The following is a 23,573-nucleotide window of genomic DNA, read 5'->3' on the forward strand; positions in this document are numbered from 1 at the left end:
CGTGTCGGGGGCTATCGGCCTTTGAAGACGGGGGTTGTCTTGTCGCGGAATGCCTGGACGCCGACCCGGTAGTCTTCCGTGTCCGCGAAGGCGTAGCTCGCCAGGCGCTCTTCCCGGGTAAACGAGGCGCCGGTCATCAGGTGCCGGATCTGCCGCTTGTTCGCTCGCGCGGCAAGCGGCGCTCCCCTGGCGATGCGACGGGCGCATGCCATGGTGGCCTCGACTACGGCGGCGTCATCGACGACGCGCGTGACAAGGCCCTTCGCGAGGGCTTCATCCGCACCCAGGATCGCGCCCTCGAAGACAAGCTCCGCCGTCACCGCGGGACCCACCAGCCGGAACAGCCACTGCATCTCGGCCGGCGCAAGCGGAAAGCCGAGGAGATGCACCGGCACGCCGAACTGCGCACTGCGACCGGCGATACGCAGGTCGCACACCGACGCGATCTCAAGTCCGCCGCCCACACAGGCGCCTTCGATGAGCGCGACTACGGGAACAGGGCATCGGTCGATCGCGCTCAATGCGGCATAGACAATTTCCTCGTGAAAATGCTCCACCTGCTCGCGGGTATGACGCACGGTCGAGAACTCGTCGATGTCGGCGCCCGCGGCAAAGCCCTCACCAGCGGCCCCGCGAATGACGACGCAGCGCAGATCGGCATCGGCCGACAACCGACCGAAGAGTTGGCGCAGTGATCCCCACATGGCCACGGTCAAGCAGTTCCGTTTGCCCGGGTTGGAAATCGTCACCGTGGCGATGTCGCCATCGCGCGTTTCGTGGACCTGGCCGCCCGACTCTGACACTGGCAATTTCAGATCATCCTGCGCCTTGGCTGAATTCATCCGGGGAATGGTACCGACGGAGGGCCAATGAGGGCACTACGCAATGCAGATGCCGCTATTGGCCAAACCGATGGACGGCGCGTGCGGCCACTCGCCTCGCCGTCCGTCGTTTGACGCCCGGCTTGGACGGGAAGCCAGGAAATTCACGTACTGTGTGCATAAGGACGAACAGGATCGCCTCTCGCCCGCAGTCCGCAACGTTGAGATCGCGAATGCGGAGGCCTGTAAGCTCGCTTGCGCGCGATCGAGACCCGCTGCAGGGACCGTCGCTGCGTTCAACCAAGTCGCTGCAGGCGACGAAAAGGATTCACGAATGAAGATTGTCCGAGTAGCTCAGCCCGCTGCCATCGACCAGTTGCGCATCAGCGCAGCCGACCCGCGCCCGCCGCAGCCAGGCGAGGTGATGGTGCGCGTCCGGGCCACATCGCTGAACTATCATGACCTGCTTGTCGTCAATGGCGGCATCCCAACTCCGCCCGGCCGCATCCCGATGTCCGACGGCGCGGGCGAGGTGCTGGAGGTCGGGCCGCCGCTGCCTGACGCACCGCGTGACCCATCGTGCATCTTCAAGCCGGGGGACCTCGTGATGAGCACCTTCTTCCGCCACTGGCACGATGGCGAGCCGACGGCGGTCAAGTGCGGTGCGGTGTACGGGGAGTCGATCGACGGCTATGCGTGCGAGATCGCTACCGTGCCTGCAACCTCGCTGACGAAGGCGCCGGCGGGGCTTACCGCCCTTGAGGCGGCGACATTGCCGTGCGCCGCGCTGACCGCGTGGCGCGCCCTCGTCGTCCAGGGCGGGGTGAAGGCTGGCGACACCGTGCTCGTGCAAGGCAGCGGGGGCGTGTCGGTGTTTGCACTGCAAATCGCCAAGGCTGTGGGCGCCACGGTGATCGCCACGTCATCCTCGGACGAGAAGCTCCAGCGTCTTCTCGCATTGGGCGCGGACCACGGCATCAACTACAAGGCGACGCCAAAGTGGGGCGCTGCCGCTCGTTCGCTGACCGACGGCCGTGGCGTCGACCACGTCGTGGAAATCGGCGGCGCCGGTACGCTGAACCAGTCAATCACTGCGTGCAGGGTTGGCGGCCACATTGCCATGATCGGCGTGCTGACCGGTCGCGAGGGCGAGGTCTCAACAGTACGCCTGCTGGCCAACCAGATTCGGCTGCAGGGGGTGATGGTTGGCAGCCGCGCTGACCAGTTGGCTATGGTGCGTGCCTTTGAGGCTTGCCGCATCAAGCCGATTGTCGACGCCAGCTTTGCGCTTGAAGACATGGGGCAGGCATTTCGGCATCAGATGTCCGGCAGCCACTTCGGGAAGATTTCGGTCGCCGTTGATTGACAGCGTGTCCACTGGGCACAGACCTTCAGCGGTCGCTGTCGTCCATTGACCGCCGCCTGCGGTATTCACCAGGCTGCACACCTGTCCAGCGCTTGAATGCGCGATGAAATGCGCTCGCATCGCGGAACCCGATGCGAGCGGCGATCTCGTCCACGCTCATGCTGCTGTTGCATAGATAGTCGATGGCGACGTCGCTGCGCAATTCGTCCTTGATGGTCTGGTAGCTCGTGCCTTCGCGATCCAGCCGCCGGCGCAGCGTAGTGGGTGTAGTGCGCAGTTCGCCGGCGAGGTCCTCGAACACCGGCCAGCTCTCCGCGTCGCCCACGCTATCTCGCAGCCGTCGCCGCAACTGGGCCGACCAGCTATCCTCGTTCCGGTATTTGAGGAACACTGACTGCGGCGCAGTACGCAGGAAGTGTTGCAACGTCGATGTGTCCTGAGACACCGGCAGCGACAGCGCCCGCCCTTCGAAGTGCATGGCGGTCTGCGGCGCATCAAAGGTGAGGTCGTCGCAATACATCAAGGTGTATTCGCGCGCGTACGGGGGACGCGCGTGTCGAAAAGACACATGCCTCAGCGGAATGCGCCGGCCTGCAAGCCAGCACATCAGACCATGCACGAGGATGAGGAGTGTTTCATCGGCGAACCGGCGATCGTCCTCTTGCGAAATCGTGTTCGTGAGCCGCACGACCGCGTCGCCGCCCTCCAGGTGCAGCTCTCCGTGCACCTCGTCCAGGAACAAGGCAAAGCCGCGGAGCATGCGTTTGAGAGCCCGATCCAGGTCGGCACAGGAGAGCACCGCCTGGCAGATGAGGGCGAAACTGCCGACCTTCATCCCGCGCCGGTCGAGCCCGAAGAATTCGTCATCGAGTTCACGGGCTACGGCCAGCCAAAGCGCGGAGTACGCGTTAGCGGGCACGCGCGCGTTCGGTTGGTCCAGCAAGTGCGCCGGGATGCCTGCGACGGCTAGCGCGCGCTCCTTCGCGGCGGGCTGCAGATGAGCTACCGCCGCACTCACGAAATGCATGGCGACGGTGTGTCTCTCGATGGCGTCGGTCATGGGCAGCCCGATTATCGGGGTGGCAAAAAATGCCACCTCGCTGCACCCGCAGGACATGGTGCCCCGTGGGCACCGCTCCTAAAGTGGTGACGCTCCTGGAGACCGACCATGACCGACCTGTCCGCCGAATACCGCGCCCTTGCCAACTACCGCCCGACCCACAAGGTCCGATTCGTCACGGCCGCCTCGCTCTTCGACGGGCACGACGCCGCCATCAACATCATGCGGCGCATCCTGCAGTCCATGGGCACGGAAGTGATCCACCTGGGCCACAACCGCAGCGTGGACGAAGTGGTGACGGCGGCCCTGCAGGAAGACGTGCAGGGCATCGCCATCAGCTCCTATCAGGGCGGCCACGTCGAATACTTCAAGTACATGGTGGACCTGCTGAAACAGCGCGGCGGATCGCACATCCAGGTTTTCGGCGGTGGTGGTGGCGTAATCGTGCCGGCGGAAATCCGCGAGTTGCAGGACTACGGCGTCGCTCGAATCTATAGCCCGGAAGACGGTCAGCGCATGGGCCTGCCGGGCATGATCGGCGAGATGGTGATGCGCTGCGACAAGGACGTGGCCCAGTACGCGCCCCGCGCGCTGGACGCGATCCAGGGCCATGGCGAGCAGAACTGGCGCGCCCTCGCGCAACTGATCACCGCGATCGAGAACGGTTCTGCGGACGCCGATCTGATGAAGGCCGTGCGCGCGCAGGCGGATACGCGTTCCGTGCCGGTCCTCGGCATCACCGGTACCGGGGGGGCTGGCAAGTCGTCGCTCACCGACGAACTGGTACGCCGCCTGCGCCTCGACCAGGACGACAACCTGCGTGTGGCGATCATCTCGATCGATCCATCGCGCCGAAAGAGCGGTGGCGCGCTGCTGGGGGATCGCATCCGCATGAACGCGATCTCGCCGTGGCAGCAAGGCCCGCGTGTCTACATGCGGTCGCTCGCCACCCGCGACTTCGGCAGCGAGATTTCTGCGGCGCTGCCGGATGTGATCGGCGCCTGCAAGGCGGCCGGCTTCGACCTGGTGATCGTCGAGACCTCCGGCATCGGCCAGGGCGATGCGGCGATCGTGCCGCACGTGGATGTTCCGCTGTACGTGATGACGCCCGAATTCGGCGCTGCGAGCCAGCTGGAAAAGATCGACATGCTGGACTTCGCACAGTTCGTCGCGATCAACAAATTCGACCGCAAAGGCGCAGCGGATGCGCTGCGCGATGTTGCCAAGCAGGTGCAGCGAAACAAGGAAGCGTTTGGCAGGCGGCCGGAGGAGATGCCCGTGTTCGGCACGATGGCTGCGCGTTTCAACGACGATGGGGTCACGGCGCTGTTTCAGGCTTTGAAGCTGCGACTCGCTGAGATTGGGCTGAGGTTGCACGAAGGCAAGCTGCCCCTCGTGAATGTGCGCCACAGCAGCAATCAGACTCCGGTGGTGCCGCCGGCGCGCACGCGCTACCTCTCCGAAATTTCGGATACCGTCAGGGCCTACAAGCAGCGCGCACGCAGGCAGGCAGTGATCGCTCGCGAGCTGCAACAGCTCCGTTCGTCGCAGCGGATGCTGACTTCGGAAGTTGAGGACGCCGCCGGTCCGGCTGCTGACCTGCTCGAAACGCTGGCGGCTGCGCGCGAGGGGCGGCTCGACGGCGATGCGCGCAAGCTGCTGGCCCAGTGGCCGGAGCTGCAGAAGGCGTATGCCGGAGACGAGTACGTCGTCAGGATCCGCGACAAGGAGATCCGCACGAAGCTCACGTACAAGTCGCTCTCGGGAACGACGGTGCGCAAGGTTTCCCTGCCGCAGTACGAGGATCACGGCGAAATCGTGAAATGGCTGATGCTGGAGAACGTCCCCGGATCCTTTCCCTATACCGCTGGGGTTTTCGCCTTCAAGCGTGAGAACGAGGATCCGACGCGCATGTTTGCGGGCGAGGGCGATGCATTCCGCACGAACCGCCGTTTCAAACTCGTATCGGAAGGCATGCCGGCCAAACGCCTGTCCACCGCCTTCGACTCGGTGACGCTGTACGGCAACGACCCTGACCTGCGTCCGGACATCTATGGCAAGGTGGGCAACTCCGGCGTTTCGATCGCCACGCTGGATGACATGAAGGTCCTGTATTCGGGCTTCGATCTGTGCAACCCGAGTACGTCAGTCTCGATGACCATCAACGGTCCTGCGCCAACGATCTTGGCCATGTTCATGAACACGGCGGTTGACCAGCAACTCGAGAAGTTCAAATCCGAAAACGGCCGCGAGCCCACGGATACGGAAGCGGCCAAAATCCGCGAATGGGCGCTCGCCAACGTCCGCGGCACGGTGCAAGCCGACATCCTCAAGGAAGACCAGGGGCAGAACACCTGCATCTTCTCGACGGAGTTCTCGCTCAAGGTGATGGGTGACATCGCCGAGTATTTCGTGCACCACGACGTGCGCAACTTCTACTCCGTGTCCATCTCCGGCTATCACATTGCCGAAGCCGGCGCGAACCCGATCTCCCAGCTGGCCTTCACTCTGTCGAACGGCTTCACCTTCGTCGAGGCTTATCTGGCGCGCGGGATGCACATCGACGACTTCGCGCCCAACCTGTCCTTCTTCTTCTCCAACGGCATGGACCCGGAGTACACGGTGCTCGGTCGCGTTGCACGCCGCATCTGGGCAGTGGCGATGAAGGAGAAGTATGGTGCGAACGAGCGCTCGCAAAAACTCAAGTACCACGTGCAGACGTCGGGCCGAAGCCTACACGCACAGGAAATCGCCTTCAACGACATCCGCACCACGCTGCAGGCATTGATCGCGATCTACGACAACTGCAATTCGCTGCACACCAACGCGTACGACGAGGCGATCACCACACCCACCGAGGAATCGGTGCGACGCGCGATGGCGATCCAGTTGATCATCAACCGTGAATGGGGCTTGGCGAAGAATGAGAACCCCAACCAGGGCGCATTCATCGTCGATGAACTGACCGAGCTCGTGGAAGAAGCGGTGCTTGCGGAGTTCGAGCGCATCTCCGAGCGCGGCGGCGTGCTCGGCGCGATGGAGACCGGCTACCAGCGAGGGCGCATCCAGGACGAATCGATGCACTACGAGATGCTGAAGCACACGGGTGAGTACCCCATCATCGGGGTCAATACCTTCCGCAATCCGCACGGCGACACCATTCCTGAGAAGCTGGAACTGGCGCGCTCGACCGAGGACGAGAAGCAGAGCCAATTGAAGCGCCTGCAGGAGTTCCACATGCGCAACGCGAAGGAATCGCCGGCCATGCTCAAACGACTCCAGCAGGCGGTGATCGACAACAGGAACGTGTTCGAGGTCCTGATGGACGCCGTGCGCGTGTGCTCGCTGGGCCAGATCACCGGCGCCTTGTTCGAAGTCGGCGGCCAATATCGGCGGAACATGTGAGGAACGCGCCATGGGGCATCGATTGAGCGCGATCGCGACGCGCACCGGCGACGCGGGAACGACGGGGCTCGGTGACGGCAGCCGGGTGAGCAAAACCGATCCGCGCGTGAATGCGATGGGGGACGTGGATGAATTGAACAGTGCGGTCGGCATGCTGATCGCCTTCGGCCTGCCGCCGGAGCTCGGTGTGGACGCGCAGCTGATCGACGTGCAGCAGGACCTGCTCGATCTCGGCGGCGAGCTGAGCATTCCTGGCTACACGCTGCTGAAGCCCGAGCGCGTTGCCGCTCTTGACGCTTGGCTGGCGACGCTGAACGTGTCGCTGCCGCGGCTGCAGGAGTTCGTGCGTCCGGGCGGAACGATCCCGGCGGGGCAGGCGCACATGTGCCGCACGATCTGCCGGCGCGCCGAGCGCTCGGTGATCGCCTTGGCCGAAGTGCAGGCCGTCAGCCACACGGGCAGGCAATACCTGAACCGCCTCTCTGACCTGATGTTCGTCCTCGCGCGTGTGCTGAATCAGCATGCGGGACAGGCCGAATCCATGTGGAACCGCGAACGCACGCCTCAAGGCGGCGGCTTACTCACACTCTCTACAGCATCATGAGCATTCAACATGTCGCCGTCATCGGCGCCGGGACCATGGGCAATGGCATCGCGCAGGTCTGCGCACTCGCCGGCCTCGATGTCACCATGGTCGATGTGTCGACCGCCGCCCTGGAGCGTGGGCGCTCGACCATCGCGTCCAGCCTGGATCGGCTGGTGCAGAAGGAAAAGCTGCAGCCCGCCCGGAGAAACGAGACGCTACAGCGCATCCACACGTCAACTGCCTATCAAGAGTTGAAGAGTGCGGGGCTCGTCGTGGAGGCGGCCACCGAAAACCTGGAGCTGAAGCTGCGCATCCTTCGAGAGATTGAGACCGTGGTAAGCGAAGAAGCCGTGATCGCTTCCAATACCTCGTCGATCTCGATTACCCAGCTTGCCGCCGTGCTGACGCGGCCCGGACGGTGCATTGGCATGCACTTCTTCAACCCGGTGCCTGTCATGTCCCTGCTGGAAGTGATCCGCGGCCTGCAGACTTCTGATACCACCCACGCCCTGGCGCTCGAATTCGCCCGGGTGGTCGGTAAGACGCCCATCACGGTGCGCAATAGCCCCGGCTTCGTGGTCAACCGCATCCTGTGCCCCATGATCAACGAGGCGATCTTCGTGCTGCAGGAAGGCCTCGCCACGGCTGAAGAGATCGATGCCGGCATGAAGCTGGGCTGCAACCATCCCATCGGCCCGCTGGCCTTGGCGGACATGATCGGGCTCGACACCATGCTCGCGGTGATGCGCGTCTTCCATGAAGGCTTCGCCGATCCCAAGTACCGCCCAGCACTCCTGTTGAAAGAGATGGTCGACGCCGGGCGCCTCGGGCGGAAGACCGGACAAGGCTTCTACAGCTACGGCGGCCGCTGAACGGAGAAGATGATGAGCGAATATGTCGCGCCGTTGCGAGACATGCAGTTCGTACTGCGGGAACTGGCGGGCCTCGATGCAGTGGGGGGGCTGCCCGGATACGAGGAGGTGAACGAAGAACTTGCCTCGGCGATCCTGGAGGAAGCAGGCAAGTTCGCGAGCGGCGTGCTGTCGCCACTGAACGTTGTCGGCGACCGCGAGGGCGCCCGCTGGAACGATAGCGCGGTGCAGACCGCCGCCGGCTGGCGGGAAGCCTACCGCCAATTCGCCGAAGGGGGGTGGAACGCGCTGTCCTGCCGCACGGAGTTCGGTGGCCAAGGGCTTCCGCGCGTGGTGTCGGCACTTGTCGAGGAGATGTGGAACGGCGCGAACGTGGCGTTCGCCCTCTGCCCCATGCTCACGCGCGGCGCGATCGAGGCTCTGGAGCTGTGCGGCACTGACGAACAGAAAAATCTTTACTTGCCGCGCCTGATCAGCGGTGAGTGGACGGGGACCATGAACCTGACCGAGCCGCAGGCTGGCTCAGACCTGTCGGCGGTGCGCGCCCGCGCCGTGCCGCAAGGCGATGGCAGCTACCGCGTGCATGGGCAGAAGATCTTCATCACCTACGGCGAGCACGATCTCACCGCGAACATCGTGCACCTCGTGCTGGCCCGGACGCCCGATGCGCCGGAGGGCGTGAAGGGTATCTCGCTGTTCGTTGTCCCGAAGTTCCTGTCCGACTCCGACGGCAAGGCTAGGGGGCGCAACGACGTGCGCTGCGTTTCCATCGAACACAAGCTGGGCATTCACGGCAGCCCGACGGCGGTGCTTGCCTTCGGTGACAACGAAGGCGCGAAAGGCTGGCTCGTGGGCGAGGAGAACCGTGGTCTCGAATACATGTTCATCATGATGAACGCGGCGCGCTATTCGGTCGGTATTGAAGGTGTGGGTCTGTGCGAGCGCGCGTACCAGCGAGCCCGCGACTATGCGCACGATCGCAAGCAGGGCGTCGAGCTCGGCGGCGCGTCGCGCGACAAGGTCGCAATCGTGCGGCATCCCGACGTGCGCCGCATGTTGCTGCAGATGAAGTCGCGCACCGAGGCGCTGCGCGCCGTGGCTTGCGTGGTCGCCGCCGCGATGGATGTTGCGGCCGCTCACCCCGACGAAGCAATACGGCACGAGAATCAGAGCTTCGTCGACCTGATGATTCCCGTGGTCAAGGGCTGGAGCACCGAAAGCTCGGTGCTCGTAACCTCGCTCGGCGTGCAGGTGCACGGCGGTATGGGCTTCATCGAGGAGGCCGGCGCGGCGCAGCACTGGCGCGATTCGCGCATCACGCCGATCTACGAAGGCACCACTGGCATCCAGGCGATAGACCTGATGGCCCGCAAGATCGCCCGTGATGGTGGCGCCGCCGCGCAGCGCGTCCTGCGCGACATGGGTGCGATTCAGGAACAGCTGCTGCTTGCAGCGGATCCGGAGCTCGCCGCCGTCGCCGCGCGACTGTCGGCCGGGATCGTCGCGTTGCGCCGCTGCGTTGCCTACGTGGTGGAACACTACCGCAGCGATGCCAAAAGCGTGGCAGCCGGTGCGGTCCCGCTACTGGAACTGTTCGGCATCGTCGCTGGCGGATGGCAACTGGCGCGTGCGGCACTCGCGGCGCGCAAGGGGTTGCTGCAAGGCAGTGGCGACCCGGGCTTCCTTCGCGCCAAACTGTTGACCGCGCGCTTTTACGCCGATCACGTCCTCGCGCAGGCGCCTGGCCTGGCGGAGACGGTGGTAAACGGCGCAGCAGCGGTGCTCGCCTATACGGATGATCAGTTCTGAACGACTGACACCGACGCGGGCGACTACAAGCTTGGCGGACGCATGGGATCAGTTTGATTGATATTACAAGAAGATTGTCGTACCATTGCGAATCTGATACTGGAGCAACGCATGTCCGAAGCGGTCTACATCCTCGGAACCTTCTCCACGCCTTTCCGGCGTTGGCCCGACAAGGGTTTCAAGGAGCTCACGCGCGACGCCTACCTCTGCGCGGTGCAGGATGCTGGGCTGGCCGATCCGCAGGTGATCGAGGCCGCGTGGTTCGGCAATTGCGTGATGCACTACTGGGGCCAGCCTCTGGTGCGCGGCAACGTCGCGTTCATCCCGCTGGTGCGCGATGGTGTGTTCCGGGACCGTGCTCCGGTGGTGAACGTCGAGGGTGCATGCGCGACTGGCAGCCTTGCGCTGAACGGCGCGTACAAGGAGATCCGTGCCGGTGACGCCGACGTGACCATCGCGGTCGGCGTGGAGAAGCTCTACGACGCGAAGAATCCCGCTGCGATCCTGCAGGAGTTCGGCAAGGGCGCCGACCAGCTGAACCCGGAGGAGTGGATCGCGCACTACACGCGCATCGGCGAGCAACTGGGCCAACCTTTTGAGATGGGTGCCGATCGATCCGCGGCCATGGACACGTACTCCATGCAGGCGCGCCTCCACATGAATCTCTACGGAACCACGCGCGAACAGATTGCAGCCGCCTGCGCAAAGAGCCACACCAACGGCAGTCTCAACCCGTTGGCGCAATACCGCTTCGCGATGACGCCCGAACAGGTCCTCGCCGATCGGATGGTGTCCGATCCGCTGACGCGCGCGATGTGCGCACCAGTCGGCGACGGTGCCGCGGCCGTCATCCTCTGTTCCGAGCGGTTCCTGAAGCAACAGCCCGCGCGCGTGCGCGAGCGGGCTGTGAAAATCCGGGCGCTGACGTTGTCCGGCGGCAAGTACCGCGGAGAGCGTGAGCCGGGCCTGTCCCGGGCCGCTGCCGATCGCGCGTACGAACTTGCAGGCTTGCGACCCGAGGATATCGATCTCGCAGAGGTTCACGATGCGACCTCGTTTTGCGAGGTCTATCAAACTGAGATGTTGCGCTTCTGCCCCGAAGGACAGGGTGGTCCTTTCGCCGCTTCGGGCGCGAGCGCGATCGACGGGAAGATCGCGATCAATCCGTCAGGTGGTCTTGTGTCGAAGGGGCATCCCATTGGCGCGACGGGGCTGTCGATGTGCCACGAAGTGATCAGCCAACTACGTGGTGAAAGCGGCGAGCGGCAAGTACGCGATGCGCGGATCGGCCTGCAGCAGAATGGCGGCGGCATCATCGGCCTGGAAGAGGCGGTGTGCGCGGTCGCGATCTACGAGCGCTAGACGGACTCCGTAGGATCGTCGAGTTCGGTGAGGCGCCGCACCCAGTCGCGGCGGTGTCGGTCCAGCATGGACGTCATAACCTTGAAGTAGCTGTCGATGTCCTGCTGCGTCACGCTGTCATAAGCGGCTTGGAAACGATTCCTCTGCCCGCCCGAGACGAACTCCAGCAGCTTGTCTCCTTTGCGTGAGCAGTAGAGCTGCTTCACGCGGCCGTCCGTCGGGGATGCGCGCGTGAGGAGGTAGCCCGCTTTTGCCAGCTGCCGCATTGGTGCCTGGATGTTCTGGTGCCTCACGCCCAGAACGGCGAGCAATTCGCTGACCGTGAGGCCAGGAGCGAAGTGTGCGAAGTAGAGGATTCGGTGGTGCACGCGACCCATCGACTTCTGGGCAAGGCGCGCATCTGCGTCTTCGCTAATGCTCAGCTGCACCATGAAATGCAGCACCAACCCCGTATGAACCAGGCGCTTCTTTTCCGCGGCGACTCCGGCCGCATCCCCGCCAGTGTGTCCCCTGCCGATGCATGCGCCTTGACTGCGATCCATGGCGTTGAGTCTAGACCACCCTCTCAGCGCTTGCTAAAAGCGGCTGCGCGCATGCTCTTGCCTTGGGACTTACCCCTAGCAGCCGGCACGCGCGTTTACTGCAACCATCTTTGATGGTACAACCTTATTGACAGAAATAATTCGGGTCACTAACCTCGATTCGCCTTTGCCCAGGTCCGGTCTGGGCGACACAACACAGGAGACAACATGAGACACGCATTTCGCTTGGCACTTGCAGCGGCCGCGTTCGCGTGCTCGCTCGCCGCGACGGCGCAGCAGCAGCAGCCTTTCAGGATCGGGGCAGTCCTCCCGCTCAGTGGCGCCTTCGGTGTGTTCGGCCAGAACATGAAGCGCGGGGTCGAGTTCGCCATCCAGGAGCGCGGCGGCAAAGTCCTGGGCCGGCCCATCGAGGTGGTCTGGGAGGACTCGGAGACCAAGCCGCAGGTGGCCGTGCAGAAGACATCGCGGCTTATCGCGTCCGGAGTTGACGTGCTCTTCGGAGCCGCCAGCTCGGGCGAAACAATCGCCATGATGCCCTTGGCTGCCCAGGCTAAGGTCCCGCACCTGGTGACGATGTCGGCCGACGATCGCATCACGGGGACGAACAAGACGCGCTACACGTTCCGCACGTCGAACAACTTGGCGATGGAGAACGTCATGGTCGCCGAGCAGGTCAAGGCCTTGGGGCTGAAGAAGGTTTATGGCGTTGCTGCCGACGTCGGCACCACGCGCGAAGGATGGAATGACATTCGGGCGCTGCTCACCAAGGAAGGGGTGCAGATCGCCGGAGAGGATTTCCCCCCACTGGGCAGCAAGGACTACTCGGTAATCATCGACAAGGTACTGAAGTCGGGTGCCGACACGGTCGTGGTCGTCGCCGCAGGAAACGATGCGATCGGCTTCGTCAAGCAGAGTCACGAAGTCGGGCTTGGCAAGAAGGTCAAGATCATGGGGCCGGTGCTTCTCGACGACACGCTTGCTCGAGCCGTGGGCCCTGGCGCCGAGGGTGTCATGTCGGCCCAGCGCTACCACGCAAGTCTGCAGAACCCCTCAAACCAGAAGTTTGTCGAGGCTTACAGGAAGAAGTACGGCGAGCCGCCGGATTGGGTGGCTGGAGAGGCCTACGACGGCCTGTCGTGGTTCCTGAGCGTCGTCGAGCAAACCAGAAGCAATGACCGGGAGAAGTGGGTCGATGCTTTCGCGCAGTCGAGCTGGCCGAGCTCCATTGAAGGCGGTAAGGCCATGCGAGTGTGCGACCACCAAGCGGCGCAGGGCGGTATCTGGGGCGAGGGTACCAAGCCGGGCAGCGATTACCCCGTGCGGGTTGTTCGCCAGGTTCCCAGCAGCACTGTCTTCACCGCATGCAAGTAACGGAAGCCGGCCGGCTTCCGGTCTGACGAGCACCCATGGCTCTTACGCTCATCGGTCTGAGCATTGGACTGCTGCTGTTCCTGGTGGCTGCTGGACTGACACTGATATTCGGTCTGCTCGGGGTCATCAACTTCGCCCACGGTGCTTTCTACATGCTTGGTGCGTACATCGGGTACCAAGCCGTGGCGAGCACCGGCAGCTTCTGGCTGGCGTTGGCTTTGACCCCGCTCATCGTCCTGCCGGCAGGCGCTCTGCTGGAGCGGGTGCTGCTCCGCCCGCTCTATGCCAAGCCGCATGCCCAGCAATTGGTGATGACGTTCGGGCTCATTCTTGTCATGGAAGAGGCCGCGCGCATGGTTTGGGGGCTTGGCTACCTTCGCGTTTCGCCCCCGGCTGCTCTGGCAGGTACGACGGAAATCTTCGGCAGCTACATCGGCGACTACCGGATCTTCGCGTGTGTCGTGGCGGCCGTCGTCGCAGCCGGGCTATTGCTGGGCCTCGAGCGTACGTCGCTGGGCGCGACCATCCGCGCCGCGGCGGCGAACCCGCGCATGCTTTCTTGCCTGGGGGCCGACGTGAACCGTCTCCGCATGTGGACGTTCGGCGGTGGAACCGCTCTGGCGGCGTTCGCCGGCGTACTTGTATCGCCCCTGGTTCCCATTGATTCCGGGATGGCAATTACCGTGATCACGGACTGCTTCGTCGTGATCGTTGTCGGAGGTTTGGGAAATGCGCGGGGAGCTATCGCGGCGTCGCTGCTCGTCGGCTTGCTTCGCGCTTTCGGCCAGCAGTTCGCGGCGGAGTGGGTTGATGTGGCCACCTATGGGCTGCTGATATTCACGCTGCTTATCCGGCCGGCGGGGCTTTTCAACCAAAGGACGCGAACAGCATGAAGCCGGCCAGTCCGTCTGTCGGCAACTGCTCAGCCGAACCTCAAGCCCCGAGTTCTCTCGGGCATTCGTTCGGAAAAAGGGCCACGCTCACCGCGGCCGCTCTCCTCGCGATGGCAGCTCTTTCCGCGGCCATCGCGCCGCCGGCAGTCCACTACTTCCTTACCTCCGCGGCGATCTGGGCGATTTTTGCGCTCGGGTTCGACCTTGCTTTCGGAGTGGCCGGACTGTTGTCCTTCGGGCATTCGGTCTTCTTCGCTGCGGGCGGCTATCTGGCTGCGCTGCTGACGATGCTTGCCGGGATTCCGATGTCGGGGGCCATCCCTTTGGCCGGCCTGTCCGCCGGAATATTGGCTGCGCTTGTCGGCATGCTCGCCCTGCGGATGTCGGGCGTCTATCTGGGCCTGACTACGTTGGCGGTCTCGCAACTTTTCGAGACGCTGGTCGCCGTGCGACTCCGCGCGTACACCGGTGGAATGGAGGGGCTGGTCGGCGTCGCACGGCCGGCGATCTTCGGGCACGTACTCGACGACGACCGGTCCTATTTTCTGTTTGTCTTCGCCATCTTCATGATGGTGCTGGGCGCCAGCGCCTTGCTGCGCCAGTCACACTGGGGGCGCGGGCTGGTCGCGATGCGAATCAACGAAGTTCGAGCGCAGCAACTGGGCTTCAACACCCTGCGATTGAAGATCAGTGCCTTCGCGGCGTCTGGGGCGATCAGTGGCGTAGCCGGCGCGCTGCTGGCGTCACTGATGAGATTCGTCAATCCCGAGATCCTCAGCTGGACGATCTCGGGCGATGTCCTGATCGCCACTCTGATCGGTGGCGCGGGAACGCTCCTTGGCCCCGCCTTGGGAGCCTTGCTGATGTCGTGCTTGCGCGAAGTGCTGGGTGGGATGACAACACACTGGCACGGATTGCTCGGCGTGGTCCTCATCGTCTTTACTTTGTGGGTGCCGAATGGACTCGCGCCTGCGGTCCAGGGTCTGGTGCGCAAGCTGCGTAACGGATGATGAGCGCATCACTCCCCATCCTGAGCGCCAGCCGTCTCCGCGTTGCATTCGGAACTTTCCTTGCGGTGAACGATTTCAGTGCCGACTTTGAACACGGCCGGCGCTACGCCCTCATCGGACCGAACGGGGCCGGGAAGACAACGCTGCTCAACGCGCTCTCGGGACGCCAGCGGGTAACATCAGGCTGCGTGCAGTTGTCCGGCGAGGACATCACGCACTTGCCTGCTCACCGTCGCTTGACCGCTGGAATAGGCCGCAGTTTCCAGATCGTGAACATATTCTTCGGCTTGACGGTATTCGAGAACCTGTGTCTTGCGGTGCAGGGAGCGCGCTATGGTGGGCGGCAACCCTGGACACGTCTCGCAGCGGGCGACCGGGAGGTCCAGCAAGCGGCCCAAGAGCTGGCGGAGCAGGTCGGGCTTCAATCGATGTGCAACGCGCTTGCTTCCACGCTGTCGCACGGCGATCAGCGCGCACTCGAGCTGGCGCTCGCATTGGCTTCCAATCCGCGCGTGCTCCTGCTGGACGAGCCCCTGGCCGGCGTCGGACACGGACGCATCGCGGAGACTCTGCGCCTCATCGAGGGAGCCTCGCACGGGCGCACCGTGTTGATGGTGGAGCACAACATCGAGGCGGTGATGAATTTCGCCGAAGAGATTCTGGTGCTGGAGGCCGGCGCCCTGTTGGCGCGGGGCACCCCGGATCAGATCCGATCCGATTCGAAAGTGCGCCGCGCTTATCTGGGGGACTGATGGACACTGTGCTTGACGTCAGGAACCTGAACGTTTTCTATGGCAAGGCCTGTGCACTCGAGGGAGTTTCGTTGTCGATCCCGCGCGGCGAGATTTGCGGACTTCTCGGACGCAATGGCGCAGGCAAGACAACCTTGTTGAATGCCCTGATGGGTTTGCTTTCCATTTCAGGCGGTGACTACCGGCTGAACGGCCAAACGGCCCGCGGCGTACCCACACATCTACTCGCCCGAAGTGGCCTCGCTCTCGTACCGGCAGATCGGCAAATTTACGGTGAGCTCACCGTACGTGAGAACCTGGCGCTGGCAGCGCACAGCCGCCGGTCCGGACCTTGGACACCGGACCGGATCTTCCGCTTGTTCCCGCGGCTGCTCGAACGCTCTGAAGGGCTGGGCGAAAACCTTTCCGGTGGCGAAAAGCAGATGCTCGCGATCGCGCGTTCACTGCTGATCCAGCCTTCGGTCCTCCTGCTCGACGAGCCCACTGAGGGGCTCGCGCCGATCATTGTGCAGGAGGTCATCGCAGCCGTCGCGGAGGTGCGCCGCGAAGAAGGCGTGTCCGTGCTCATCGTCGAGCAGAACCTGAAGGCGGTCGCTCCGATCCTGCAGACCGCCCACGTGCTTGAAACCGGGCGTGTCGCGTGGAGCGGGCCGGCGGAGACACTGATCGAAGACGAATCACTGTCCCGAAGCCTATTGGGACTGTAGGCGCCAAGCACCGCTGAAGATGATCGGGCGATCGACTTCTTCAGAGTCAATTGACATCTTAGTGAGGGACTGACACATGCAAGCAACTTTCAGCGTGGGACATGTACCGCGCAATCTGGACGGCAAGGTGGCTATCGTCGTCGGCGCCGGATCATCGGGTCCCGGCTGGGGAACGGGCAAGGCAACAGCGGTCCACCTTGCGAGGTTGGGCGCAGGAGTCCTGGGTATCGATGTCAACGCCGACGCGACGGCAGCGACAGGTGACTGGGTGCGCCAAGAGGGCGGCAAGTACGAAGCGTTCGTTGGAGATGCCACCACACCCGAGGGTGCTGCCGCTGCAGTGAACGCCTGCATCGACCGCTTCGGCCGCGTGGATATCCTGGTGAACAACATTGGTGCCGGACCGGTTGAGGGCGTCGTCGAGACCTCCCTCGAGGATTGGGAGCGAGTGTTCCGCTTCAACGTCACTTCCGCGTTCCTGATGGCCAAGCACGCGATCCAGCCGATGATCTCGGTGGGCGGCGGATCCATCGTCAATGTCTCTTCGATCGCCAGCAATCGATGGACCGGGGTGCCTCTGTCGGCCTATTCCGCTTCCAAAGCGGCGATGAACCAATTGACCCAGAACATCGCGATGCAGTACGCCGCCAAGGGAATCCGCTGCAATGCCGTACTCCCTGGACTGCTGATGACACCGATGATGCTCGGGACCCTTTCGCGACACTATGGGAACGACGTCGACGCGCTGATCCGCAAGCGGGACGCCGTTTCACCGACTGGAAAAATGGGAACCGGATGGGACATTGCCTACGCCGTGGGCTTTCTCGCGTCGGACGAAAGCCGCTATATCAACGGCGTCCTCCTGCCGGTGGACGGTGGGTTGAGTTGTCAGGTCATCGGCTCGACTGGGTAGCGCGCCGGAGTCATGGGAGTGGGATGAAGGCGGGAAGCTGTGAACCGCAGCACTAGCCTATCTTGCTGACCAGCGCCCCCAACTTGTCGATCCGCATCTCGACAACGTCCCCAGTCTGGATCTTCAAGTTGGCGTCCAGTCCGCAGCCCCCCGGAAAGGCGCCGCTGGTCACGACATGTCCTGGCATGAGCGTCTGCGCTCGTGAGAGGTAAGACACCAGATCGGCGAAGCTCCATGCCATTTCAGACGTCCGATAGCTGTTCACGGTCTTGCCATTCACGACGAAGGACATCTCGAGATCCTGCGGGTCACCAACCTCGTCGGCCGTCACCAGCCAAGGTCCGAGGACGTTGCTGTGGTCGGCGTCCTTGCCCTTCGTTGGGCCAAGGCCAAACGCCATCTCCTTGCGCTGGATTTCGCGAAAGCTCACGTCGTTGAAGATGGTGTAGCCAACAATCGCGCGCCGTGCGTCGTCGATCGACAGGTCGCGCCCGCCCGTGCCGATGACCGCCGCCATCTCGCACTCCACGTCGGTTTCGCTCGCATAAGCAGGCCTTGGGATCACCGTGCCGGGGCCTTCGACTGCGTCGGGATTGGCCTTGTAGTAGGCCCGCATGTCGCTGTTGCGATCGGGGAAATTGAGCATCGCGAAGCCCTTGTCCCTGCTGTCATCGACGTGAGCGGACCAGGTGATGAAGCAAGCGATGCCGGGGGGACGCGGAATCGGCGATAGCAACCGCACGGCCCCGATCTCGTACGCGACGCGCGCACCTGCCCGCGTGGCTTCACGCCCGGAAGTCACCGCGTAGTCCAGCGCTTCCTCTGCCCACTGCAGTCCGAGAGGCCCGGAACCAATCAGCGCGAGCATGTCGCTCGGCACCTGAGCGTCGCCAACACGCGCGGCAGCAGAAGCGCTCAGATGTTGCTCCAGGTACGCGACTCGCGCCGCAGTCGCATCGATGATCGTTCGATCGCGAACGATACCGACACGGCGGATTTCCCCCAAAGGTCCGGAGACGGCAAAGGTGCAGAGTTTCATAGCTTTGGCTCAGCAGACAGTTGAGGACTCACGATTGCTGAGGCCAACGCTGGTCGGCTTCACATCGTGGAGATGTTCGACGCACCCTGCGGGCGGCACGTTTCAAGGAGCAGAAAACTTCTCGTCGAGAGGGAGCATCGTCTCAAAGCCGGGCTCGATCGGAACGTCCAGCGAATTGACGACGCGGCCGACGCAAGCATAGAAGCCCGCAATCACAACGAGCTCGACAAGCTGCTCATTCGGTAACACGGCCTTGAGGGCATTGATCGTGGCCTCGGTTGCACCGCATTTGATGGCGGTGTCTTCAGCCAGTGCCAGCACAGCGCGCTCGGCTTCGGAGTAGATGTCGCTGGTCTGCCAATGCTCCAGAGCATGCAACTTTTGTTCTGGAACGCCTTCATCGAGCGCGGCCACCCAGTGATGCTTCCACTCGTATTCGGCCTGCTGCAGCTGTCCGGAGCGAACGATCATCAGTTCCCGCAGCGCCGCTGGCGAGCTGGTCTTGAACCGCAAAGCATGCCCGAACTCCATCCAAGCCGGCAGCAGGCCGGGCGCCCATCCGAGCAGCCGATAAAGGTGCAACACCGGTGCACCCTGCCAACGTTTTCGCAACCGCTGGAACACATCGGCGACTTGCGGGTCCTCCGGCTGCTCGGGGACGAAGGGGAGGCGGCTCATACGGACTCGGTCGGGTCATCCAGCTCGGTGAGTCGCCGCACCCATTCACGACGCTCGGGACCCAGCATGGCCGTCACCACCTTGAAATAACTTTCCACATCCGCCTCGCTCACGCTGTCGTAACCGCGCTGGATACGCTCGCGCTGGCCCGCCGAGACGAACTCCAGGAGCTTGTCCCCCTTGCGGGAGCAATACAGCTGCTTGACTCGTCCGTCCTGCTCGGACGCCCGGCTCAGGATGAACCCGTCCGCGATCAGTTGCCGCAGTGGTGCTTGGATGTTTTGGTGTTTCACACCGAGCACGGCGAGCAGTTCGCTGACGGTGATGCCGGGGGTAAAGTGCGCGAAGTAGAGGATGCGGTGATGGACGCGCCCGAGCGTCTTCGTGAGCAACCTTGCATCGGCATCATCGCCGAGGCTCAGCTGCAGCATGAAATGCAGCACGAGCCCCTTGTGGACGAGCCGCTTGAGTTCGGATGCGGACAGCCGCGCGGCGTGCGGCTTCGCGGCGGACGTTGAAGCACTTGGCATGCCTTGAGTCTAAGGCGTGCTCACTCCAGTGAGAGCCCGAGCGATTTCGCGATCGGACCCCATGCGGCACGGTCGCGCGCCACCCGCTCGGAAAACGCCTTGGGCGTCTCGTTCAATGGCGCGAACCCGGCAGCGCTCATCGTCTTCAGGACCGCGGGGTCGGCCGCCGCGGTCGTCAGCAACTGGCCCATGCGGCTGACTATGGCCGGCGGCGTGCCGGCGGGCGCATACACGCCGTAGTAGACGGTGGGCGTGAAGTTGAAGCCAGCTTCACTTACGGTGGGGACGTTGGGCAGGGCGGGATACCGCTCGCCTGCCAGCACTGCGAGCGGGCGCATCTTGCCTTCGTTGATGAACTGCGCGATGGGACCATAGAACAGCAGCGTCGCCGAGGCATCGCCGCCGAGCGTTGCCTGCAGCATCTGTGGCACGCCGGGGTAGGGGACATTCGTGAAGCTGCCGCCCATCGACTTGTTGAACTGCGCCATCATCAGGTGGGCCGCACTGCCGACACCCCACGTGGCGAAGTTCGCCTTCTGCTTATTCGCCTGTGACCAGGCGGCGAGTTCCTTCAGGTCCTTGGCAGGAACGCTGCTGTTGGCGACGATCGCGAGCACGACCGTCGCGATCGGGGCGACGACGGTGAAGTCGTGTTCGACGTCATAGGGCACCTTCTTGTAAATGTGCGTGTTGATGGCCATGACGTCGGACACGGGCAGGCAGTACGTGTACCCGTCGGCGGCGGCGCCCTTGCACGCCGCGGCGCCGATCATGCCGTTCGCGCCCGCGCGGTTGTCGATGACCATCGGCTGGCCCGTCTGCTTCTGGAAGACGTCCGCGATGGCGCGCGCCAGGATATCCCCTCCGCCGCCGGCCGGATAGGGAACGATCATCTTCACGGGGCGGGAAGGGAAGGCGTCCTGTGCCGTCGCGATGGAGCCGAAGGCAAGGCACGTGATCGCGATCAGGGCGGGAAGCAATTTCTTCATTGCAGGTCTCCTGGGGTGGGCAAAAGGTCTGGAGGGTGCGCGGCAATGACCGTGCCGCGCGAGGACGGCGCCAGCCGGAACTTCGGTGGCACGTAGTGATGGGCTGCGTCGTGAGGAAAGTGGACGACGGCCAGCTCGCCGCCGGGGCCGGCAGCAAGGAAAGATGGATCCTCATCGCCTGCAGTGTTGGACATGCCGAGTTGCGTCTACTGCTTCTGGGAGTGAGCGGCACCGGTCGATTCGACGAGGCGCTTCCACTTCGGCACTTCTGCTTCGATCTGCTTGGCGAAAGCGCCCGTGCCCAGCGGGTCGGGCTCGATGCCGGCCGCAACCAGCTTGGCCTGAAACTCCGACCGCTGAGCTACCTTCAGGAACGCCGCATTCAGTTTCTCGATGAGGGCGTCGGGCACGTTGTTGCGTGCCAGCGCGCCGCCCCAGGACGTGAGCTCGAAGCCCGGCAACGCGGCCTCCGAAATCGTCGGGACTTCCGGCATGGCGCTGGACCGCTTGAGGCCGCTCACGCCGAGCAGCTTCAAGTTGCCTGCCTTCGCTTGAGGCAGTGCAGTCGCGATGGCGGTGAAGGTGATGTCCAGGTGGCCGGCGATAACGTCGGTGAGCGCCTGGCTGCCGCTGGTGTAGGGGACGTGTTCGATCGTCGTTCCTGCCATCTGGTTGAACAGGGAGAAGGCGAGGTGAATCGTCCCGCCCAGCCCGCTGGACGAGTACCTCAGCTTGCCCGGGTTTGCCTTCGCGAACTCGATGACCTGCTTCGCGGTGGTGAACGGCGAGGACTTTCCGGCCACCATGACGAGCTGCGCATTGCTAACCTTGGTGACGGGACGGAAATCCTTCACCGCATCGAATGGCAGCGAAGCGAAAACGAATTGGTTGATGTAGTGTGCCGGCGCCGTGAAGAGCAGTGTGTAGCCGTCGGGCGCGGCCTTCGCCACCACTTCGGTGCCGATGACGCCCGACGCTCCAAGCTTGTTGTCGACGACGATCGGCACCTTGAGCTCTTCCGAAGCCCCGGCCGCGGCCAGCCGACCCACGATATCGAGCGCCGTGCCGGGCGCGAACGGGACGATGAGCTTGATGGGTTTGTCGGGGTAAGCGCCTTCCGCCAGTGCCAACATCGGGATGCCGGTGGCCAGCAGGGGCAGCGCGAGTATGCTGCGTCGCTTCATCGTGAGAGCTCCTTGCGGAATTCGAGCACATATAACAAGCCGCTTGTGCGAGTATTAACCCGTAGTCGGATCGGACCTCCGGGCCGATAAACTACAACCTACCTGTAACATCTCGCGGGAACCCTCATGAGGCTGATCGACTATTTCAGGCGCGGCATGCTGAGCGCTCCGGAGCGCACGGCGTTTGTTGACGCCGATGGCCAAGGCGCGTACACGTACGCGCAGGTGAACGAGCTTGCCGAGCGCGTAGCGGCTGGATTGCACGCTGCCGGGAACGCGGCCGCAAACGTCGCCGTGTACAGCCCCAACGATCCGAAGGCGTTCTGCGCCATGATCGGCATCTTCCGCGCTGGAGGCCGGTGGGTGCCGATCAACATGCGCAACCCCGTGCACGTCAATGCGGCCTTCCTGCGTACGACGAAGTGCTCCCTGCTCTTCTTCCATCCGTCACTGAATGAGCAGGTGAAGGAGCTGCGCGAGGCGGTGCCGACACTTCAGCACCTCGTTTGCATCGGGGAGCCGATGGAGCAGGGTGTCGGAATCGGGTTAGACGAATTCATGGAGCGTGCCGCGGACCCGGCACCCGAGCCGGAGGATGACCCGAATCGCGTGGAGACGATCTTCCCGACCGGAGGCACAACCGGGCTTTCGAAGGCCGCGATGTGGACGCAGCGGACATGGGGCTCCGCGATCAAGGCATTCTGGACCTGCCTTCCGACCGACCGCCCGGCGGTGCACTTGGTTGCCGCTCCCATGACGCATGGCGCCGGTGTCGTCGGCCTCATGATGATGGCCGAGGGCGCAACGAACGTGGTGCTGCCCTCTGCCAACGCGCTTGGCATCCTGGAGGCGATTCAGCGCCACAAGGCGACGCACTTCTACATTCCGCCCACTGTTCTCTACAGCATGCTGGCGCACCCGCGCGTCCGGGAGTTCGACTACTCATCGCTGCGTGCGATCGTGCTCGCTGCATCTCCGGTTGCACCTGCCAAGTTCAAGGAAGCGATGGACGTGTTCGGGCCGGTGATGTGCCAGTCGTTCGGCCAGGCGGAGGCGCCGATGTTCCTGACATTCCTGTCGACGCGAGACCTGTTGAATGCGCCGGAAGGGAGCGATCGCTGGTCAAGCTGCGGGCGTCCGACGCTCGGACAGCGCGTCGAAATCATGGATGACGATGGCAATCTGCTTGCGCCTGGTGGCCGCGGCGAGATCGTCGCGCGGGGGGACTTGGTGTTCCGCGGCTACTACGAGAATCCGGAAGCGACCGCTGAAGTGTCGAGGTTCGGCTGGCATCACACGGGCGATATCGGCTACAAGGACGACCGCGGCTTCACGTACATCGTCGATCGCAAGAAGGACATGATCGTTACCGGAGGCTTCAACGTCTTCAGTGCCGAGGTCGAGCATGTGATCGCCGGCCACCCGTGCGTGGAGGACTGTGCGGTCGTCGGCGTGCCGGACCAGAAGTGGGGCGAGGCAGTCAAGGCGGTGATCCAACTGAAGCCCTCGATGCAGGCCACCGAAGAGGAAATCATCCAGTTGGTGAAGTCGACGCTTGGCTCCGTCCATGCACCCAAATCGGTGGATTTCGTCGCCAGCTTACCCCGCAGCCCCAATGGCAAGGTGCTCAAGCGCGAGATTCGTGACAAGTTCTGGGAAGGCGTGGAGCGCCGCGTCGGGTAAG

At 63.6% G+C, this 23,573-nt stretch carries 22 protein-coding genes; 13 read left to right on the forward strand and 9 right to left on the reverse strand.

What is annotated here, in order from left to right:
• Positions 1-11: 11 nt before the first annotated feature.
• Positions 12-842, reverse strand: coding sequence for an enoyl-CoA hydratase/isomerase family protein (locus HQN59_RS11275; RefSeq protein WP_176069162.1), 831 nt, complete (start codon positions 840-842; stop codon positions 12-14).
• Positions 843-1,155: 313 nt separating this feature from the next.
• Here HQN59_RS11275 and HQN59_RS11280 point away from each other — a divergent pair, with 313 nt between their 5' ends.
• Entirely contained in the window at positions 1,156-2,187 is a 1,032-nt protein-coding gene (locus HQN59_RS11280; protein WP_176069164.1) for a zinc-dependent alcohol dehydrogenase family protein, read from the forward strand.
• 25 nt (positions 2,188-2,212) lie between these two features.
• Here HQN59_RS11280 and HQN59_RS11285 read toward each other — a convergent pair whose 3' ends face one another.
• The gene (locus tag HQN59_RS11285) at positions 2,213-3,247 is read right to left on the reverse strand and encodes an AraC family transcriptional regulator (protein WP_217704035.1); all 1,035 of its coding nucleotides are present in this window, start codon (positions 3,245-3,247) and stop codon (positions 2,213-2,215) included.
• A 108-nt stretch (positions 3,248-3,355) separates the two neighbouring features.
• On the opposite strand from HQN59_RS11285, the gene icmF reads away from it, so the two are divergent.
• From icmF to HQN59_RS11310, 5 genes are all read left to right on the forward strand, one after another.
• A complete protein-coding gene (icmF, locus tag HQN59_RS11290; protein WP_176069166.1) occupies positions 3,356-6,652 on the forward strand; it encodes a fused isobutyryl-CoA mutase/GTPase IcmF in 3,297 nt (1,098 codons plus the stop codon).
• 10 nt (positions 6,653-6,662) lie between these two features.
• Positions 6,663-7,256, forward strand: coding sequence for a cob(I)yrinic acid a,c-diamide adenosyltransferase (locus HQN59_RS11295; protein ID WP_176069168.1), 594 nt, complete (start codon positions 6,663-6,665; stop codon positions 7,254-7,256).
• A complete protein-coding gene (locus HQN59_RS11300) occupies positions 7,253-8,110 on the forward strand; it encodes a 3-hydroxybutyryl-CoA dehydrogenase (protein ID WP_176069170.1) in 858 nt (285 codons plus the stop codon). The genes HQN59_RS11295 and HQN59_RS11300 overlap by 4 nt, the downstream gene beginning before the upstream one ends.
• A 12-nt stretch (positions 8,111-8,122) precedes the next feature.
• Complete coding sequence (locus tag HQN59_RS11305; protein ID WP_176069172.1) at positions 8,123-9,919, forward strand: acyl-CoA dehydrogenase; 1,797 nt, start codon at positions 8,123-8,125, stop codon at positions 9,917-9,919.
• Positions 9,920-10,030: 111 nt separating this feature from the next.
• Entirely contained in the window at positions 10,031-11,281 is a 1,251-nt protein-coding gene (locus tag HQN59_RS11310) for a thiolase family protein (RefSeq protein ID WP_176069174.1), read from the forward strand.
• Here the strand turns inward: HQN59_RS11310 and HQN59_RS11315 are convergent.
• On the reverse strand, positions 11,278-11,823 hold the full coding sequence (locus tag HQN59_RS11315) for a MarR family winged helix-turn-helix transcriptional regulator (RefSeq protein ID WP_176069176.1): 546 nt from the start codon (positions 11,821-11,823) through the stop codon (positions 11,278-11,280). The two genes, HQN59_RS11310 and HQN59_RS11315, sit on opposite strands and share 4 nt — an antisense overlap.
• A gap of 207 nt (positions 11,824-12,030) precedes the next feature.
• Here HQN59_RS11315 and HQN59_RS11320 point away from each other — a divergent pair, with 207 nt between their 5' ends.
• The 6 genes from HQN59_RS11320 to HQN59_RS11345 all read left to right on the forward strand — a co-directional run bounded on the left by HQN59_RS11320 (position 12,031) and on the right by HQN59_RS11345 (position 17,469).
• Complete coding sequence (locus HQN59_RS11320) at positions 12,031-13,194, forward strand: ABC transporter substrate-binding protein (RefSeq protein ID WP_176069178.1); 1,164 nt, start codon at positions 12,031-12,033, stop codon at positions 13,192-13,194.
• A 35-nt stretch (positions 13,195-13,229) separates the two neighbouring features.
• Entirely contained in the window at positions 13,230-14,087 is an 858-nt protein-coding gene (locus HQN59_RS11325) for a branched-chain amino acid ABC transporter permease (protein WP_176069180.1), read from the forward strand.
• The gene (locus HQN59_RS11330; RefSeq protein ID WP_176069181.1) at positions 14,084-15,097 is read left to right on the forward strand and encodes a branched-chain amino acid ABC transporter permease; all 1,014 of its coding nucleotides are present in this window, start codon (positions 14,084-14,086) and stop codon (positions 15,095-15,097) included. The genes HQN59_RS11325 and HQN59_RS11330 overlap by 4 nt, the downstream gene beginning before the upstream one ends.
• A complete protein-coding gene (locus HQN59_RS11335; RefSeq protein WP_176069182.1) occupies positions 15,097-15,849 on the forward strand; it encodes an ABC transporter ATP-binding protein in 753 nt (250 codons plus the stop codon). The genes HQN59_RS11330 and HQN59_RS11335 overlap by 1 nt, the downstream gene beginning before the upstream one ends.
• Positions 15,849-16,556 (forward strand): ABC transporter ATP-binding protein, encoded by a 708-nt coding sequence (locus HQN59_RS11340; RefSeq protein WP_176069183.1) that lies wholly within the window; start codon positions 15,849-15,851, stop codon positions 16,554-16,556. The genes HQN59_RS11335 and HQN59_RS11340 overlap by 1 nt, the downstream gene beginning before the upstream one ends.
• 76 nt (positions 16,557-16,632) lie before the next feature.
• The gene (locus tag HQN59_RS11345; protein ID WP_176069184.1) at positions 16,633-17,469 is read left to right on the forward strand and encodes an SDR family NAD(P)-dependent oxidoreductase; all 837 of its coding nucleotides are present in this window, start codon (positions 16,633-16,635) and stop codon (positions 17,467-17,469) included.
• Positions 17,470-17,521: 52 nt separating this feature from the next.
• Here the strand turns inward: HQN59_RS11345 and HQN59_RS11350 are convergent, their stop codons facing one another.
• The 6 genes from HQN59_RS11350 to HQN59_RS11375 form a co-directional block, all read right to left on the reverse strand.
• The gene (locus HQN59_RS11350) at positions 17,522-18,508 is read right to left on the reverse strand and encodes a fumarylacetoacetate hydrolase family protein (RefSeq protein WP_176069185.1); all 987 of its coding nucleotides are present in this window, start codon (positions 18,506-18,508) and stop codon (positions 17,522-17,524) included.
• A gap of 102 nt (positions 18,509-18,610) precedes the next feature.
• Positions 18,611-19,186 carry a carboxymuconolactone decarboxylase family protein gene (locus HQN59_RS11355; protein WP_176069186.1) on the reverse strand — a complete coding sequence of 192 codons (576 nt, stop codon included), beginning with the start codon at positions 19,184-19,186 and terminating at the stop codon, positions 18,611-18,613.
• Complete coding sequence (locus HQN59_RS11360; protein ID WP_176069187.1) at positions 19,183-19,716, reverse strand: MarR family transcriptional regulator; 534 nt, start codon at positions 19,714-19,716, stop codon at positions 19,183-19,185. The genes HQN59_RS11355 and HQN59_RS11360 overlap by 4 nt, the downstream gene beginning before the upstream one ends.
• 20 nt (positions 19,717-19,736) lie before the next feature.
• Positions 19,737-20,705 carry a Bug family tripartite tricarboxylate transporter substrate binding protein gene (locus HQN59_RS11365; RefSeq protein ID WP_176069188.1) on the reverse strand — a complete coding sequence of 323 codons (969 nt, stop codon included), beginning with the start codon at positions 20,703-20,705 and terminating at the stop codon, positions 19,737-19,739.
• Entirely contained in the window at positions 20,702-20,899 is a 198-nt protein-coding gene (locus HQN59_RS11370; protein WP_176069189.1) for a hypothetical protein, read from the reverse strand. Before HQN59_RS11370 ends, HQN59_RS11365 begins: the two co-directional genes overlap by 4 nt.
• Positions 20,900-20,911: 12 nt before the next feature.
• The gene (locus HQN59_RS11375; RefSeq protein ID WP_176069190.1) at positions 20,912-21,889 is read right to left on the reverse strand and encodes a Bug family tripartite tricarboxylate transporter substrate binding protein; all 978 of its coding nucleotides are present in this window, start codon (positions 21,887-21,889) and stop codon (positions 20,912-20,914) included.
• Between the two features lie 126 nt (positions 21,890-22,015).
• Between HQN59_RS11375 and HQN59_RS11380 the strand changes: the two genes are divergently transcribed.
• The gene (locus HQN59_RS11380; RefSeq protein WP_176069191.1) at positions 22,016-23,572 is read left to right on the forward strand and encodes an AMP-binding protein; all 1,557 of its coding nucleotides are present in this window, start codon (positions 22,016-22,018) and stop codon (positions 23,570-23,572) included.
• Position 23,573 lies beyond the last annotated feature (1 nt).

Source organism: Rhizobacter koreensis (genome assembly GCF_013366375.1).
In the GTDB taxonomy this organism is placed as follows: domain Bacteria; phylum Pseudomonadota; class Gammaproteobacteria; order Burkholderiales; family Burkholderiaceae_C; genus Schlegelella_A; species Schlegelella_A koreensis.

Coding starts and splice junctions, on each gene's coding strand:
- HQN59_RS11275 (WP_176069162.1), bottom strand. CDS start 842: ATGAATTCAGCCAAGGCGCAGGATGATCTGAAATTGCCAGTGTCAGAG.
- HQN59_RS11280 (WP_176069164.1), top strand. CDS start 1,156: ATGAAGATTGTCCGAGTAGCTCAGCCCGCTGCCATCGACCAGTTGCGC.
- HQN59_RS11285 (WP_217704035.1), bottom strand. CDS start 3,247: ATGACCGACGCCATCGAGAGACACACCGTCGCCATGCATTTCGTGAGT.
- icmF (WP_176069166.1), top strand. CDS start 3,356: ATGACCGACCTGTCCGCCGAATACCGCGCCCTTGCCAACTACCGCCCG.
- HQN59_RS11295 (WP_176069168.1), top strand. CDS start 6,663: ATGGGGCATCGATTGAGCGCGATCGCGACGCGCACCGGCGACGCGGGA.
- HQN59_RS11300 (WP_176069170.1), top strand. CDS start 7,253: ATGAGCATTCAACATGTCGCCGTCATCGGCGCCGGGACCATGGGCAAT.
- HQN59_RS11305 (WP_176069172.1), top strand. CDS start 8,123: ATGAGCGAATATGTCGCGCCGTTGCGAGACATGCAGTTCGTACTGCGG.
- HQN59_RS11310 (WP_176069174.1), top strand. CDS start 10,031: ATGTCCGAAGCGGTCTACATCCTCGGAACCTTCTCCACGCCTTTCCGG.
- HQN59_RS11315 (WP_176069176.1), bottom strand. CDS start 11,823: ATGGATCGCAGTCAAGGCGCATGCATCGGCAGGGGACACACTGGCGGG.
- HQN59_RS11320 (WP_176069178.1), top strand. CDS start 12,031: ATGAGACACGCATTTCGCTTGGCACTTGCAGCGGCCGCGTTCGCGTGC.
- HQN59_RS11325 (WP_176069180.1), top strand. CDS start 13,230: ATGGCTCTTACGCTCATCGGTCTGAGCATTGGACTGCTGCTGTTCCTG.
- HQN59_RS11330 (WP_176069181.1), top strand. CDS start 14,084: ATGAAGCCGGCCAGTCCGTCTGTCGGCAACTGCTCAGCCGAACCTCAA.
- HQN59_RS11335 (WP_176069182.1), top strand. CDS start 15,097: ATGAGCGCATCACTCCCCATCCTGAGCGCCAGCCGTCTCCGCGTTGCA.
- HQN59_RS11340 (WP_176069183.1), top strand. CDS start 15,849: ATGGACACTGTGCTTGACGTCAGGAACCTGAACGTTTTCTATGGCAAG.
- HQN59_RS11345 (WP_176069184.1), top strand. CDS start 16,633: ATGCAAGCAACTTTCAGCGTGGGACATGTACCGCGCAATCTGGACGGC.
- HQN59_RS11350 (WP_176069185.1), bottom strand. CDS start 18,508: ATGAAACTCTGCACCTTTGCCGTCTCCGGACCTTTGGGGGAAATCCGC.
- HQN59_RS11355 (WP_176069186.1), bottom strand. CDS start 19,186: ATGAGCCGCCTCCCCTTCGTCCCCGAGCAGCCGGAGGACCCGCAAGTC.
- HQN59_RS11360 (WP_176069187.1), bottom strand. CDS start 19,716: ATGCCAAGTGCTTCAACGTCCGCCGCGAAGCCGCACGCCGCGCGGCTG.
- HQN59_RS11365 (WP_176069188.1), bottom strand. CDS start 20,705: ATGAAGAAATTGCTTCCCGCCCTGATCGCGATCACGTGCCTTGCCTTC.
- HQN59_RS11370 (WP_176069189.1), bottom strand. CDS start 20,899: ATGTCCAACACTGCAGGCGATGAGGATCCATCTTTCCTTGCTGCCGGC.
- HQN59_RS11375 (WP_176069190.1), bottom strand. CDS start 21,889: ATGAAGCGACGCAGCATACTCGCGCTGCCCCTGCTGGCCACCGGCATC.
- HQN59_RS11380 (WP_176069191.1), top strand. CDS start 22,016: ATGAGGCTGATCGACTATTTCAGGCGCGGCATGCTGAGCGCTCCGGAG.